Annotated in this window: 10 protein-coding genes; 3 read left to right on the forward strand and 7 right to left on the reverse strand. The window is 60.1% G+C overall.

Features of this window, described 5'->3' with window-relative positions:
- Window positions 1-4: 4 nt before the first annotated feature.
- From PGH32_RS15860 to PGH32_RS15885, 6 genes are all read right to left on the reverse strand, one after another.
- A complete protein-coding gene (locus PGH32_RS15860) occupies window positions 5-1,000 on the reverse strand; it encodes a fimbrial protein (protein WP_337894513.1) in 996 nt (331 codons plus the stop codon).
- Window positions 991-3,477 carry a fimbria/pilus outer membrane usher protein gene (locus tag PGH32_RS15865; protein WP_337894641.1) on the reverse strand — a complete coding sequence of 829 codons (2,487 nt, stop codon included), beginning with the start codon at window positions 3,475-3,477 and terminating at the stop codon, window positions 991-993. The genes PGH32_RS15860 and PGH32_RS15865 overlap by 10 nt, the downstream gene beginning before the upstream one ends.
- 11 nt (window positions 3,478-3,488) lie before the next feature.
- A complete protein-coding gene (locus tag PGH32_RS15870; protein WP_337894514.1) occupies window positions 3,489-4,190 on the reverse strand; it encodes a fimbrial biogenesis chaperone in 702 nt (233 codons plus the stop codon).
- Between the two features lie 59 nt (window positions 4,191-4,249).
- Window positions 4,250-4,858: a fimbrial protein gene (locus PGH32_RS15875; RefSeq protein ID WP_314417563.1), complete on the reverse strand. Its 609-nt coding sequence runs from the start codon at window positions 4,856-4,858 to the stop codon at window positions 4,250-4,252.
- 439 nt (window positions 4,859-5,297) lie between these two features.
- The gene (locus PGH32_RS15880) at window positions 5,298-8,414 is read right to left on the reverse strand and encodes an efflux RND transporter permease subunit (RefSeq protein WP_337894515.1); all 3,117 of its coding nucleotides are present in this window, start codon (window positions 8,412-8,414) and stop codon (window positions 5,298-5,300) included.
- Between the two features lie 30 nt (window positions 8,415-8,444).
- Window positions 8,445-9,575, reverse strand: a complete 1,131-nt coding sequence (locus PGH32_RS15885) for an efflux RND transporter periplasmic adaptor subunit (RefSeq protein WP_337894516.1) — start codon at window positions 9,573-9,575, stop codon at window positions 8,445-8,447.
- A gap of 154 nt (window positions 9,576-9,729) precedes the next feature.
- Here PGH32_RS15885 and PGH32_RS15890 point away from each other — a divergent pair, with 154 nt between their 5' ends.
- Window positions 9,730-10,434 carry a response regulator gene (locus PGH32_RS15890; RefSeq protein WP_314417555.1) on the forward strand — a complete coding sequence of 235 codons (705 nt, stop codon included), beginning with the start codon at window positions 9,730-9,732 and terminating at the stop codon, window positions 10,432-10,434.
- A 1-nt stretch (window position 10,435) separates the two neighbouring features.
- Window positions 10,436-11,488, forward strand: a complete 1,053-nt coding sequence (locus tag PGH32_RS15895; protein WP_314417551.1) for an ATP-binding protein — start codon at window positions 10,436-10,438, stop codon at window positions 11,486-11,488.
- A 75-nt stretch (window positions 11,489-11,563) separates the two neighbouring features.
- Here the strand turns inward: PGH32_RS15895 and PGH32_RS15900 are convergent, their stop codons facing one another.
- Window positions 11,564-12,499: a LysR family transcriptional regulator gene (locus PGH32_RS15900; RefSeq protein WP_314417549.1), complete on the reverse strand. Its 936-nt coding sequence runs from the start codon at window positions 12,497-12,499 to the stop codon at window positions 11,564-11,566.
- 104 nt (window positions 12,500-12,603) lie between these two features.
- On the opposite strand from PGH32_RS15900, the gene PGH32_RS15905 reads away from it, so the two are divergent.
- A complete protein-coding gene (locus tag PGH32_RS15905) occupies window positions 12,604-13,833 on the forward strand; it encodes an MFS transporter (protein ID WP_337894517.1) in 1,230 nt (409 codons plus the stop codon).
- Window positions 13,834-13,874: the final 41 nt, after the last annotated feature.

Here is a 13,874-nt window from a genome sequence, read left to right on the forward strand (position 1 = left end):
TGGATTAATCGTACGTCAGGTTAAAGACCATATGAGATTCCACTTCGCCCGTGCTGGTGGTCGGCAGATACTGGTAGAACCGTGCACGATAGGGCAAGGTGATATAGCGCGTTTCCTGACTTTGCAGGGTACCGATGCTGTATTTTTTATTGAATTCAATTGGCGTTCCCTCCTTCAGCACCTGCACGCCAATGCCCTTCGCGGCTGAATTACCGGTTTTCTCGTTAATCAGCGCCCCTTTGGTCGCGGTGGTATTGGTGGCAAGATTCCCGGAGAAGGTCGTATTGATATTCGCAAACCCGGCGGCGCTTAAACCGCCGCTGCACTGCAGCTGAATATTAAAATCTTTGCCGCCCGCGGTCGTCCCCACCCCGTTTAAATCGGAGCGCTTAATCGTCCCCACGTCCACATTCATATTGGTGCCGCTCAGCACCGTACACGAGGGCGAAACAATGGTGATTGCATTGGCGCTCAGGTAGGTATCCAGAATGGGGTTGTTACCGTTTTCCCAGTCGTAGCTGGTATATTTCCCCGCCGCCAGCGTCCCACTCCCGGTGGTGGTGGCGGTTTTAATAATTTCCAGGGTAAAACGCGACCCCTCAAGGGAATAACTGGTGGTTCTGGCCACCGTTGAGGAAAAGGTATCCGGGTAGACAATATTGACCGTGGCCCCGCCGCGGCTGAAGCGCATGCCAATTCCCGGCACGTTGGTGGAAAACACCTTATTGCCCAGATTGGTGCTGCCCGCCAGCGCCATCTTCGCCACAAAGCGGTTGGTTCCTGACGTACAGCTGTAGCTGGAGCCACCGGGCGCATTCATCGTCCAGTTGCGGGTGGCAATCACCGACCCCACCGGCAGATCGGGCGGCACAACCACCCTGCCCACCACCATATCCAGCTGCACCGTCGGCTGGGAGAGACGAGAACAGGCTGCCCAGGCAGACGTTGTTCCCATCATCATCAGCCCCGTCAAGATAACCAGCTGCTTACTCAGCGACATACTCGTTCCTTATTATTTTCCTGGCTCAGCTCAACCGAGCACTCTCCGCCGTTCCACTTCACCACCGCGCGCCGTGCGTTCGCGTCGCTGATAAACAGCATGCTGCCCTGCCCCACCACGCCAATGGCCTTACCGTCCGGATCGTACACGGAGGCGGCAAACGGCAGCGGCGCCTGGTTTGCCTGCCGAGCCAGCAGCGTGATGTTGTGCTGAATGGCGGTATTGAAGGAGACTTTCACCACGCTGTCTTCCCACGGCACCACCTGGGCCACCGTGCGCTCGAAGGCGACGTCGTCACTGCTGCCTTTAGGATCGATTTCCACCGCGTTGATGCGGTAGGGACGCAGATACGGCAGCAGCGCATAGCCGTTCTTATCCACGCGCGTTCCCGGCGACCCCGGCAGCTCGGCACCGGCGGCATCTTTCGCCTCAATCAGCGCCATGGTGGTGCCGGTTTCCGGTGACAGCACCACACCGCCGCCGTGGGCAATCAGCGTCCCGCTGCCGCCCAGCCCGCTCTGGCGATAGCCCGCGCCCTGGCTGTAGCTGCCGTTCAGCGTGGCCAGCGGCGTGCGGTAGCTGCCGTTGAGCGCCACATCATGTTCACCGCCGCTGGAGGTGGTGGTGGAGATGCCGTAGTTGAGGTTATTGCTGCTATCCAGCGAGCCGTTGACGCCAATCTGCGAGCTGCCGAAATGCGAGTTGTTAAATGAGGTATTCGAGGTCAGGTTGGCCGTGCGACCCTCGCCAAACCACAGCGGGTAGCTGAAGTTGAGCGACACGCGATCGTCGCGGCTGTGGCCGGAGCTGTCCGGGGTATAAACGCGCTGGGCCCCCACCGACCATGACAGGCGGCCGGCCATATTGTTGTAGCTGAGCTGATACTGCTTCTCGGTGCCGGAACGGTTCCAGTAGTCGGAGATGCGACCGCTCAGATAGAAGCCGCCCCAGCCGTCCGGCAGGCTCTGGTTTACGGTAAAGGTCAGGCCGTTTTTCTGCCGCCACTGGGTGTAACTGCTGTCGTAGTATTTCTCCTGATCGACCGCGAACAGCGCATCGTTCAGGTTGTAATAGCCTTTGGTGGAGTAGCGGTACGCCGCCAGTACGATGCTGGTCTGGGTTTCGGTGAACATCCGGTTAAAGGTGGCGCGGTAGCTCTGGCCGCTTTCATTCAGCGTGTCGCTCTTCAGCCGCGACTGGGTAACATCAAAGGAGACCGCACCAAAGCCGGTATTCATTCCGGTGCCGAGCAGGAAGGCCTGATAGTCATTAAAGCCGGTGGCGCCAACGTAGCCGGTGAACAGGTTATTCAGACCATGCTGCCATGTGGCCTGGTACAATACGGGGCGGTTGCGCAGCGAGCTGTCGTCGACCTTACCGGCGGAGAGCGCATAGCGCGTCATCCCCGGGCGCAGCAGCTGTGCCACCGAGGCGTAGGGCACGTTAAACACCTCGGTGCTGCCGTCAGATTCCTTCACCGACACTTCCAGATCGCTGCCGTAGCCGGAAGGATACACATCTTTCAACACGAACGGCCCCGGTGGCACCGTGGTCTGGTAAATCATGTTCGCGCCCTGGCGCACCGTCACCAGCGCGTTGCTCTGCGCAACGCCGCGGATCTCCGGCGCATAGGAGCGCATCCCGTCCGGCAGCATATTGTCGTCGGTCGCCAGGTTCACACCGCGCACGCCAACGGTGTCGAAGAACTCACCATTGGTGAAGATCTGCCCCGCGCTGACGATGGAATCCACCTGCGGCAGCGGCCGCTGGACGTAGGTCTGGTTGCTGCTCCAGCGCGCGCTGCCCTGCTGCTGCTGCCAGTTGAGATTCCCCACGTGCTTCAGCAGCCAGCCGTCCCAGGAAAATCCCGCGTTGATACCCAGATAGGCGCTGCTGTTGTCCGAACTCTCGCCCGCAGAAGCATGACTGGTCCAGGTGTTTGCCATCCAGCCCAGGTTCAGCGCGGTAATGCCTTTATCCCAGAATTCCGGGCTGACAAAGTTTTTAAAGCGCTGGTCTTCATAAATCTGCGGCACGGAGATTTCCAGCCGCAGGGAGGACTGAATCAGGTTATCTTTAATCGTATCTTCGCTGTGCCACGCCTGCAGACGGCCGCAGAAACCCTCCTGCTGGCTGAGCGTGGGATTAAGCTTTTCGGCGGCAATGCCAAACTGCGACAGCATCGCGCGGGTGTAGCAGATCCCCATTTTCCCGTCTTGATCGCGGGTGACATTGAGATCGTAGCGTCCTTTCCACTCGCCGTTGGTATAGACGTCAAGTGAATAGGTTCCCTCGGTGATGGCGCTGGTAGAAAAGCGTGACAGGTCGACTTTTTCGCGACTGCCGACGATAAAACCATCGTTAAATGTGTAGGTCGCCCCTGGGTTTTCCTGTCCGCTGGAAACAAACGGCAAACCGCAAAGCGCAACTGCTATCGCCGTGCGTAAACCTGCCGGGCAGAATGACTTCTGCTTCATCATTTTCACCCTTATTGAACGGCGACTTTCACAGCAACATCGGCACCATAATCATTGATATTGTTAACGGTCAGCGTCTGGCCTTTGTTCACCGCAGCGTTCAGCGCAATCACCTGGCTCGACTGCGGAGCAAGCATGACCGTTTTACCGTTGAGCGGCTGGCCGCCGTCGCGTGAGATGCGGCTGACGGTGATATAAAACGGCGTGGGGTTAGAAACCGACAGGCGATTACCGCTGGCGGACAGCACCAGCTTTTCCACCGCCGCATCGCGGTTGCCCAGCCCGGTCGGGCGATAGATAAATTTGAAGCGCGAACGGATCGCCAGCTGCAGAACGTTTTGCCCTTCATTTTTACCGCTAGCCACCACCGGCGGTATTTCCAGCAGGTTCAGCCACCACAGCGTTTCTTTATCTTTCGCCAGTCCGGCATCGCTGCCGAGTTTGATGCGCAGCGTCTGCCCGCTTTTGGCATCCACGCGGGAAATTGGCGGGGTAATAATAAAAGGCGTGCTGATCGTATCCGGCGTGGCATCGGGATTACCGTTATCCAGCCAGGTTTGCGCCAGCGCCGGGCGGTCGGCGGTGTTAGAAAGCTGCACCGTTATTTCTTTTTCATTTCCGGGATAAATAAAGCGGGTGCCGTTGACAATAATATTGTTGGCGCTGGCCGCGACACTAAAAATGGAAAAGAAAAAAAGGGCAATCGACTTCATGCTGACCTCAGAATAAAAAAATAAGCGGCAGCGGGTGCCGCTTTAATTTCAGGCGATAATTACTGGTAGGTAATTTCGTAAGTCGCGTAGCTGTTAACCACACCGGTGGTCACAGTAGATGGGGTGCTGGTGGCATAGCCCACGATATACGTGAAGCGTGCACCGTCCTGCACGGCTGCAGCGTCACCGGATACTTTCGGCTGGGTGCTGTCGCCCGGGATGATTTTGTTGGTCAGTGCGGTGGCGCTGTCAGTAGCCAGAACCAGCTGGATGTTTTTAGCACCGGCGGCTTCGGTGTTCGCCAGGTAGCCCTGCTGTTTGCTGGTGGCGCCAGCCAGCAGGTTACCGCCGGTCCAGTTTACGCCCAGCTTGGTCAGGTCGTCCTGCGCGGTGCCGTCAGCGGCCTGGCAGTTAGACACGTCGATGGTGAAAGATTTTGGTTTCAGCAGCGTATCGGCCGATGCACCTTTCACTTCGGTTAAGGTTACCGGAGACAAATAAACATTGGCATCGCTGCCCTGGCCATTAACGGAAACAGTACAGGAAACATCGGTCACTTTACCGAAGAAATTAACCTGACCGCCACCCACATTCTGATCTGCCGCGTTTGCTGCAGACAGGCCGATAAATGCAGTTGCCATAGCGGCAGAGAGAAGTACCTTTTTCATTGCTTTTCCTTGTCGGAGTGAATTATGTATCAATATGCCAACAGTTATCCGGCACAAAGCGATGAACTTTATGCAATGCGCTTAGGGTGAAACTGTTAATAGAAACTTCAACTGACCGGGAGCCGCAAGATTTAAGGCGTCAGATAACGAATTCCCTCCGGGAAGCTCGTTAATACTGTCGGCGTCAAAGAATGCTATTTCGGCGATAATATACATTTGTTCACATCTTAATGGCGGCTGCTTTGACAGCGAGCGGCTATTAATTTTTAAGGAACAATAGTTTTTTTAATGATAAAAGTTAGCGAATTTCGTCAGAATTTTAAGGTGAATAAGGAGAACGACGAAGATAAGGAGGCTAAGGGAAAATGTGACCAGGACGACTTCGATGAGTTTTGCCACCGGGTAGAGGCAGCCCGGATGGGCTGCCTGCAATAGCACCTTACTCGCGCTTAACTCTCCCCGCCAGCCCACGCAGCCTGTCGGCCGCCGCCATAACGAAGATAAAGAAGACCGGCACGAAGAACACTGCCAGAATCGTTCCGGTGACCATCCCACCAAACACTCCGGTGCCGATGGCGTGCTGCGTTGTGGCACTCGCGCCCGTTGCCAGCATCAGCGGCACCACGCCAAGGGTAAAGGCCAGCGAGGTCATCAGGATCGGCCGCAGACGCATGCGCGCTGCGCGCAGGGTAGCGCTGACAAGATTGCCCTCTTCGCGATAAAGCTGGCGGGCGAACTCGACGATCAGAATGGCGTTCTTCGCCGACAGGCCAATGATGGTGATCATCCCAACTTTGAAGAACACGTCGTTGGACATATCGCGCAGCAGCACCGCGGCCACGGTTCCCAGCAGCCCCAGCGGCACCACCAGCATCACCGACAGCGGGATGGTCCAGCTTTCATACAGCGCGGCCAGCACCAGGAACACCACCAGCATCGACAGTAGCATCAGCATCGGTGCCTGCGAAGCCGACTGCAGCTCCTGCTGCGACTGGCCGGTCCACTCAACGGCAAACCCCGGCGGCAGCTTCTCGGCCAGCTTCTCCATTTCGGCCATCGCATCGCCGCTTGAATAACCCGGCGCGGCGCTGCCGGCAATCCGGAAGGCCGGATAGCCCTGATAACGAATCAGCTGCAGCGGCGATGCCTGCCAGTCGGCCTGCACAAACTCGGACAACGGCACCATGCCGCCGTTTTTATTGCGCACGTAGAGCGAGAGTACGTCTTTAAGATGCATACGATACGGCGCATCGGCCTGCACAATCACCTGCTGCATGCGGCCCCCGTTGGGGAAGTCGTTCACGTATGACGACCCCAGCGCGCCGGAGAGCGTCTGGCTGATATCGGCAAAGGTTACGCCCATCGCTTCGGCTTTCTGGCGGTCAATACGCAGATTAATGCTGTTGCCGTCGGGCAGGCCATCGGGGTACACATCCTTGACGACGGCGCTGCCGGCCGCCGCGCTCAGCAGCATCTGTAGCGCCGCCGTCTGCGCTTTGTAATCATGCCCGGCGCGATCCTCCAGCCGCAGCGTAAAGCCGGTGGAGTTGCCCAGTTCGGCGATCGGCGGCGGCAGCAGGCTCATCACCGTGGCGTCAGGTACGGAGGACATCGCCTCCTGCACCCTGGCGGCTTCCCCCTCTGCCGTAGCGCCGGCCCGCTCTCCCCAGTCTTTCAGCATGGTAAAGGCCAGCGCGGAGTTGGACCCGGAACCGGCAAAGCTGAAGCCCATAATCGACAGGTTACGATCGACCCCCGGACGGTCGGCGATCGCCGCCTCCAGCTTTTTCACCACGTCGCTGGTACGCTCGGTGGTCGCATCGGAAGGCAGCTGAAGAGAGGTAATAAAGTAGCCCTGATCCTCTTCCGGCAGGAACGAGGACGGCAGGATTTTAAAGGCCATTGCCAGCGCCGCGCACAGCGCCACATACAGCAGCATCATCCGGCCGGTTTTCTTCAGCAGGCGGCCCAGCCACGAAGAATAGCCGGAAGACAGCCGCTCAAAACCGCGATTGAACGCGCTGAAAAAACGCCCTTTATGGTGAGATTCCGCGGTAATCGGCTTCAGCATCGTTGCGCAAAGTGCGGGCGTCAGCGTCAGCGCCAGGAACGCAGAGAACAGAATCGACACCGCCATCGACAGCGTAAACTGCCGATAGATAATGCCTACCGAACCGCTGGCCAGCCCCATCGGGATAAATACCGCGGTCAGCACCAGCGTAATGCCAATCACCGCGCCGCTGATTTCACGCATCGCCTTTTCCGTGGCCTCTCGCGGCGACAGCCCCTCTTCTGCCATCAGCCGCTCAACGTTCTCCACCACCACAATCGCATCGTCGACGATAATACCGATGGCCAGCACCATGCCAAACATCGTCAGCACGTTAATCGAGAACCCGCTCAGCATCATCACGGTGAAGGTGCCCAGCAGCGCGATCGGCGCAACAATGGCCGGAATAAAGGTATAGCGAACGTTCTGCAGGAAAAGAAACATCACCAGGAAGACCAGCACCATCGCCTCGATAAAGGTGTGGATCACCTTCTCGATGGAGATTTTAACGAACGGCGCGGTATCAAACGGAATCGAATAGCTCATCCCCTCCGGCATCGTACCGGCCAGTTCTGCCAGCCTCGCCTGCACCGCCGCCGAGGTTTTCACCGCGTTGGCACCGGGCGACAGCTGGATCGCCGCCGCCGTGGACGGCACGCCGTTGTCACGGATGGAGAAGGAGTAAGTTTGCAGCCCCAGCTCCACGCGCGCGACGTCGCCCAGCGTCACGCGTGACCCGTCGGTGTTGGCCTTCAGCACGATCTGACGAAACTCAGCAGGCGTACCAAGCTGCCCGCTGACGGTCAGCGGATAAGCCGAGCGCTGGCCTTCAACCGTGGGCGAATCCCCGATGCGTCCCGGCGCGATTTGCGCATTTTGCAGGCTGATAGCGTTAGTAATGTCGCTGATGGTCACACGGTAGGAAATCAGCCGCGCGGGGTCAATCCATACCCGCATCGCCTTCTCCGCTCCGAATGCCTGGACTTTGCCCACGCCCTCTACCCGGCGTAGCTCTTCCGTCAGATTGCGGGCGAAATAGTCGCTCAAATCGGCTTCGGTAAAGCGGCCCGGCGCCGAGTTCAGCCCGACAATCATCAGAAAGTTTGAAGACGCCGCCTCAACCGTCAGTCCGTTCTGCCTGACCGTCTGCGGCAGCCTTGGCTCCACCACCTTAATCTGGTTCTGCACGTCCACCTGGGCCAGCTTGATGTCGGTGCCCGGCTTGAAGGTCACCGTAATAGTGCCCATTCCCGAGGTATCGCTCGATGATTCAAAGTAAAGCAGATCGTCCACGCCGGACAGTTCCCGCTCGATCAGGGAAATCACCGATTCGTTCATCGTCTGCGGCGTGGCGCCGGGGTAGGTTACCGTGATCGACACGCTGGGCGGGGCCACCGACGGATACTGTGCCACCGGCAGCTGTGGAATAGCGATCAGCCCGAACAGCACGATAAACAGCGCGATAACCCAGGCAAAGATCGGGCGGTTGATAAAAAATTGCGGCATCAGATTTTCCTGTACTGATTAAAGCGGGTATTACGCACGAGGCGCGAGCGGGACGGCCGTCACCGGCATGCCTTCCTGCAGCTTGTCCTGGCCCTCGATCACCAGCGTTGCTCCGGCCTGCAGGCCGCTTTTGACGATCTCGCCCTGGCCGCTTTCGCCCGCCAGCTCAACGCCTATCTTTCGCGCCGCACCATCGCTATCGACCGTCCAGACAAAACTGCTGCCGTTAAGCCGCTGCACCGCCTGACCCGGTATTACCAGCCCGTCCTTAGCAATATGTCGGGTAATGTTGACGCGGATATACATCCCCGGCAGCAGTACACGCCCTGGATTGTCCGCCACGATGCGCAGCACCACGTCGCCGGTTTCGTTATTAACGCTTACGCCGGAAAACAGCAGCTGGGTCTGCACGTCGTAGGCTTTACCGGCCTCATCCAGCAGGCTGACCCGTAGCGCGCCCGGCGCGGTTCCGTCCGCCGCCGGACGGTCAATAATATGACGCAGCTCCGATGCCGGCAGGCGGGCATCGACATAGACTTTTTCCGTCTGCTGCACGATAGCCATCGCCTGCGTATCCGCCGCGCTGACCAGCGCACCCTCGGTCACGAATTCCTCATCGATTCGCCCGCTGACCGGGGCCTTCACCGTGGAGTAAGCCAGATCCAGCTTTTTACGCTGCAGCGAAGCTTTGGCTTCCGCCACGCTGGCCGCTGCCTGGGCGCTGTTCGCCAGCGCATCATCAAAATCCTGACGGCTGATGGCCCCGGTATGCTGGATCTGACTCAGCCGGTTCGCCTTCTGCTGCAGCTGGCGGTGAGAGGCTTCCGCTCTGGCCAGCGTGGCTTCTGCCATTGCCACTTCCGCACGAAACGGCGCCGGATCGATTTGAAACAGCGGCTGGCCCGCCTTGACCTCAGAGCCCTGATCAAACAGCCGCGCGGTAACAATCCCACCGACCTGTGGCCGGATTTGCGCGGTGCGCAGCGCCACAACGCGCCCCGGCCAGCTGCGGGTCACCGACACGTCGCCGGCTTCCAGCGACGTTACCGTCACTTTGGTGGCCTGAGGGGGCTGAGCGGCGGTCTTATCCTCATCCTGCCCACAGCCGACGAGCGACAGGACAACAGCAGCCAGCAACAGCACCCGTCCTTTAATTTTCATAGCGGCATTATTTCCAAAATTCAGGAGGTTGAAAGGCGGCAGACTAACGCGGTTTTATGCAGAATCGGTGGAGCGAATGTGGAGGGAGTGTGGAGATAAAAAATAAAAATTCTGGCCTTAACAACCCGCTGTCGATGCCATATTGTGAGCCACTATGAACACACAATTCCCGATCCTTGTGGTCGAAGACGAAGCGGAAATCGCTGAGATCGTCCAGGCGTATCTGCAGCGCGATGGCTTTAAGACGCTTCACGCCGCCAACGGCGTCGACGCGCTTGAACTGCATGCGCGGCATGACCCCTGCCTGGTGATTCTGGATATCCGCATGCCCGGCATGAACGGCTGGCAGGTGCTCTCCGAGCTGCGCCGACGCGGCAATACCCCGGTGCTGATGCTGACGGCCAGCGATGGCGATACCGATAAGCTGGCCGCGCTGCGCATCGGTGCCGATGACTACGTGATCAAACCGTTCAATCCCGACGAGGTGGTGGCCCGCACCCACGCTATTTTGCGGCGTGCGGCATATCAGACCCGCCCCGTTACCGCCGGGCAGCAGGTGCTGAGAACCCCCCGGCTGGCGCTCTATCCCGAAGAGTTCCGGGTGCTGAATGCCCTTACCGGGGAAGAACTGGGTATCGCGCTCACCACCACGGAGTTCCGCCTGCTGGCCCACATGATGCATTACCCGAAAAAGGTCTTCAGCCGCCTGGAACTGCTGGAAAACTGCCTGGCCGAGGGGGAAACCCTTGAGCGTACGGTGGACAGCCATATCAGCAAGCTGCGCAAAAAGCTGGAGGAGGCCGGGATTTCAGGCCTGCCCGAGAGCGTGCGCGGCCTCGGCTACCGGCTGGGGGACTAGCATGAAAGGTTCCGGCCTGAGCCGCCACCTGGTCGTGCTGATGACTCAGGTCACCTGCTCATCGATCATCATCTCTTTCGGCGTGTATTACGCCTGGTACGGCCTGGCGCTGCTGTTCACCAACATGGAGGAAATCAGCTACGAGCCGACTACCGGAGAATGGCTGCAGTTCGGGATTTCTACCGCGCTGTCGCTGGCGGTGGCGGTGCTGACCGCCGTCCGATTTGCCCGCAAGGTGCTGTATCCGCTGAACTCCCTGGCAGACAGCGCGCGCAAAATCGCCGGCGGCGAGCTTAGCGCCCGTGCGCAGGCCGGCGACCGCAGGCTGACGGAAACCGCTGCCCTGGTGGACGATTTTAATACTATGGCCGAGCGCCTGGAAACGGCCTCGGGCGAGATCACCACCTGGAATGCGGCCATCGCCCACGAGCTACGCACTCCGGTGACCATCCTGCGCGGACGGCTACAGGGGCTGGCCGATGGGGTATTTCCGCCGGATCAGGCGCTGTTCGTTAATCTGGTAAAGCAGACCGAGGGCCTGGCGCGGCTGATTGAAGACCTGCGCACGCTGAGCCTGGCGGAAAGCGGCCATATGCCGCTGCACGCTGAAGACGGTGAAATCAGCAGGGAGATCTCTGCCGTGGCGGAGCTGATGCGCCCCTCGCTGGCCGAGCGCAGGCTGTCGCTGGTGCTGCGGCTGGATGACATCACCCTGCACTGCGACGCCGCGCGAATTCGTCAGGCGCTGCTGGCCCTGCTGGACAATGCGCGGCGCTACGCCACGCCGGGGATCGTGATGGTGTCCTGTTTCCGCAGCCCTGAGGGCGTCACCATCGCGGTAGAAGATGAGGGGCCGGGCATTCCAGACGAGATCGGCAGCACCCTGTTCAATACCTTTACCCGGGGCGATCAGTCGCGATCGCGGGAAAGCGGCGGCACCGGGCTGGGCCTGGCAGTGGTTCAGGCGATTGCCAAAGCCCACGGTGGAAAAGCACGCTGCGAAACCAGCGAGCTGGGCGGCGCGGCGTTTAAGCTGACCTTCCCGGAAAGTTAACGCGGTACTGAACTGGCGGAAGCCCAACAGGCGAAACAACTGCTGCGCCAGCTCTGCGCCCCGGTCACGACAGGATTAAGCCGGGTGCTGGGTGCCGGTCAGCACCGGCATGGTTTCCCGCATCATCGCCAGAAACATGCGCAGCCGGGCAGGATAATAGCGCGCGTGCGGATAGACCAGGTACACCGGCAGCGCCGCCGCCTGCCACTGGGGTGCCAGATGCCGCAGTTTGCCCTCGGCAAGATCCTGCTGCACCAGCCACGAAGAGGCAATGCCGACGCCCATCCCCGCCAGCACCGCATTGCGCAGCGCATACAGACTGTCGGTCAGCAGGCGCGGCTGAATATCAAAGCGCTGCACCTCGCGGCTGGTATCGTGCGTCAACGACACGCTGTGGCGATAAAAGGTGCTGAGCGCCAGCCACGGCAGATCCTGTAGCTGCTGCGGCTGTTCCGGCAGCGAACGATCGCCGAGCAGCGCGGGTGAGGCGATGACGATGCGCGGCACTTCGGCCACCAGAACCGCCACCACCGACGGTTCGGTCACCGGCCCGACGTGCACCGCGCAGTCAATGCCCTCGGCGATAAAGTCTGGCGTGCGGTCGCTGAGCATCCAGTCAACGGTCATTTTCGGATAGCGCTGCAGGTAGGCCTGCAGCGGGGCGATCATCTGGTCCTGGCCGAAGGCATGCGGGGCCAGCACCCGCAGCACCCCCTGCGGCTCCTCCGTCACGCCGCGCAGATCGTCCTCAATCCCCTGCCAGCTTTCCAGCAGAGAACGCGCGTGGGCGTAACAGCGCTCACCGTCTTCGGTCAGCTTCATCACGTGAGTGTTGCGCTGCAGAAGCTTCAGGCCGAGCAGCTTTTCCAGCGTTTGCAGACGGCGGCTGACGGTGGGCTGGGTGGTCGACAGGCGCAGCGCGGCCGCAGACAGGCTGCCTGCTTCCACGATGCGCACAAAGGTTTGCATCAGTTCTATACGGTCAATGCCGGGAGATTGCTGTTTGCTCATACGCCAATCGTATAACAGTTCTTCCTGGCGGGCGACTACCAACTGTCATCGTAACGGTGAAAAATAGCCGCAACTTCTGATGAAACGAACAACGGGTAACAACCATGTCAACGCAAACTCAATCATCGCACGACGAACGCCCTCTGGCGGCTTCCACCGTGCTGATGCTGGCCACCGGTGCCGGCTTCAGCGTGGCGTCGATTTACTACAGCCAGCCGATGCTGGAAATCTTATCCGGCCAGCTGCACGCCAGCGTCACCGCCAGCGGCCTGGTGCCGACCCTGACCCAGATCGGCTATGCGCTGGGGATCCTGCTGCTGGCCCCGCTGGGGGATCGCCACGATCGTCGCACCATTATCAGCATCAAAGGGCTGCTGCTGACCCTCGCGCTGCTGCTCAGCGCCGCCGCGGGCAATATTACCGTGCTGCTGGTCGCCAGCCTGGCGGTGGGGATCGCCGCCACCATGGCGCAGGATATCGTCCCGGCTGCCGCCCATCTGGCACCGGCAGCGCAGCGCGGGAAAACCGTCGGAACGGTGATGACCGGGCTGCTGCTGGGGATCCTGCTTTCGCGGGTGGTCAGCGGCGTGGTGGCGCAGTATGCAGGCTGGCGCACGATGTTTATTCTCGCCGCCGTGCTGGTGCTGGCGATTACGCTGGTCCTCTGGCGTCGCCTGCCGCATATCGCGCCGAGCACCGCGATGAGCTACCCGGATCTGCTGGCCTCAATGCGCCATCTGTGGCTGCGCCACGGTGAACTGCGCCGTGCCGCGCTGGCGCAGGGTCTGCTGTCCGTTGGCTTCAGCGCCTTCTGGTCAACGCTGGCGGTGATGCTGCACAGCCATTACGGTCTGGGCAGCGCCACGGCGGGTGCGTTTGGTCTGGCCGGGGCAGCGGGTGCGCTGGCCGCACCGCTGGCGGGAATGCTCGCCGATCGCCACGGCCCGGCGGTAGTCACCCGCCTGGCCACGGCGCTGGCGACCGTATCCTTTGCCGCGCTGTTTCTGCTGCCGCTGCTGCCGGTTCCGGCTCAGCTGGCGCTGATTGTGATTTCCGCTCTCGGCTTTGATTTTGGCGTACAGGCCACGCTGGTTTCCCACCAGACGCTGATCTTCGGTCTGGAACCCGCCGCCCGCAGCCGTCTTAACGCGCTGATGTTTACCGGGGTATTTATCGGTATGGCCGTCGGTTCTGCGCTGGGCAGTCTGATGCTGGAACGTGCGGGCTGGCCGGGCGTGGTGGCGCTGCTGACCGTCGCCGGTGCCGGTAGCTTTGTGGTCAGAATGTGGGGCCGCCGTGTGGAAACGCGGGACGCGATAACGGCGGAAAAATAGTCGGGAAGCGGATAACGTATGAACCCGTCATTGAGATCCAA

Source organism: Erwinia sp. SLM-02 (genome assembly GCF_037450285.1).
Taxonomy (GTDB): domain Bacteria; phylum Pseudomonadota; class Gammaproteobacteria; order Enterobacterales; family Enterobacteriaceae; genus Erwinia.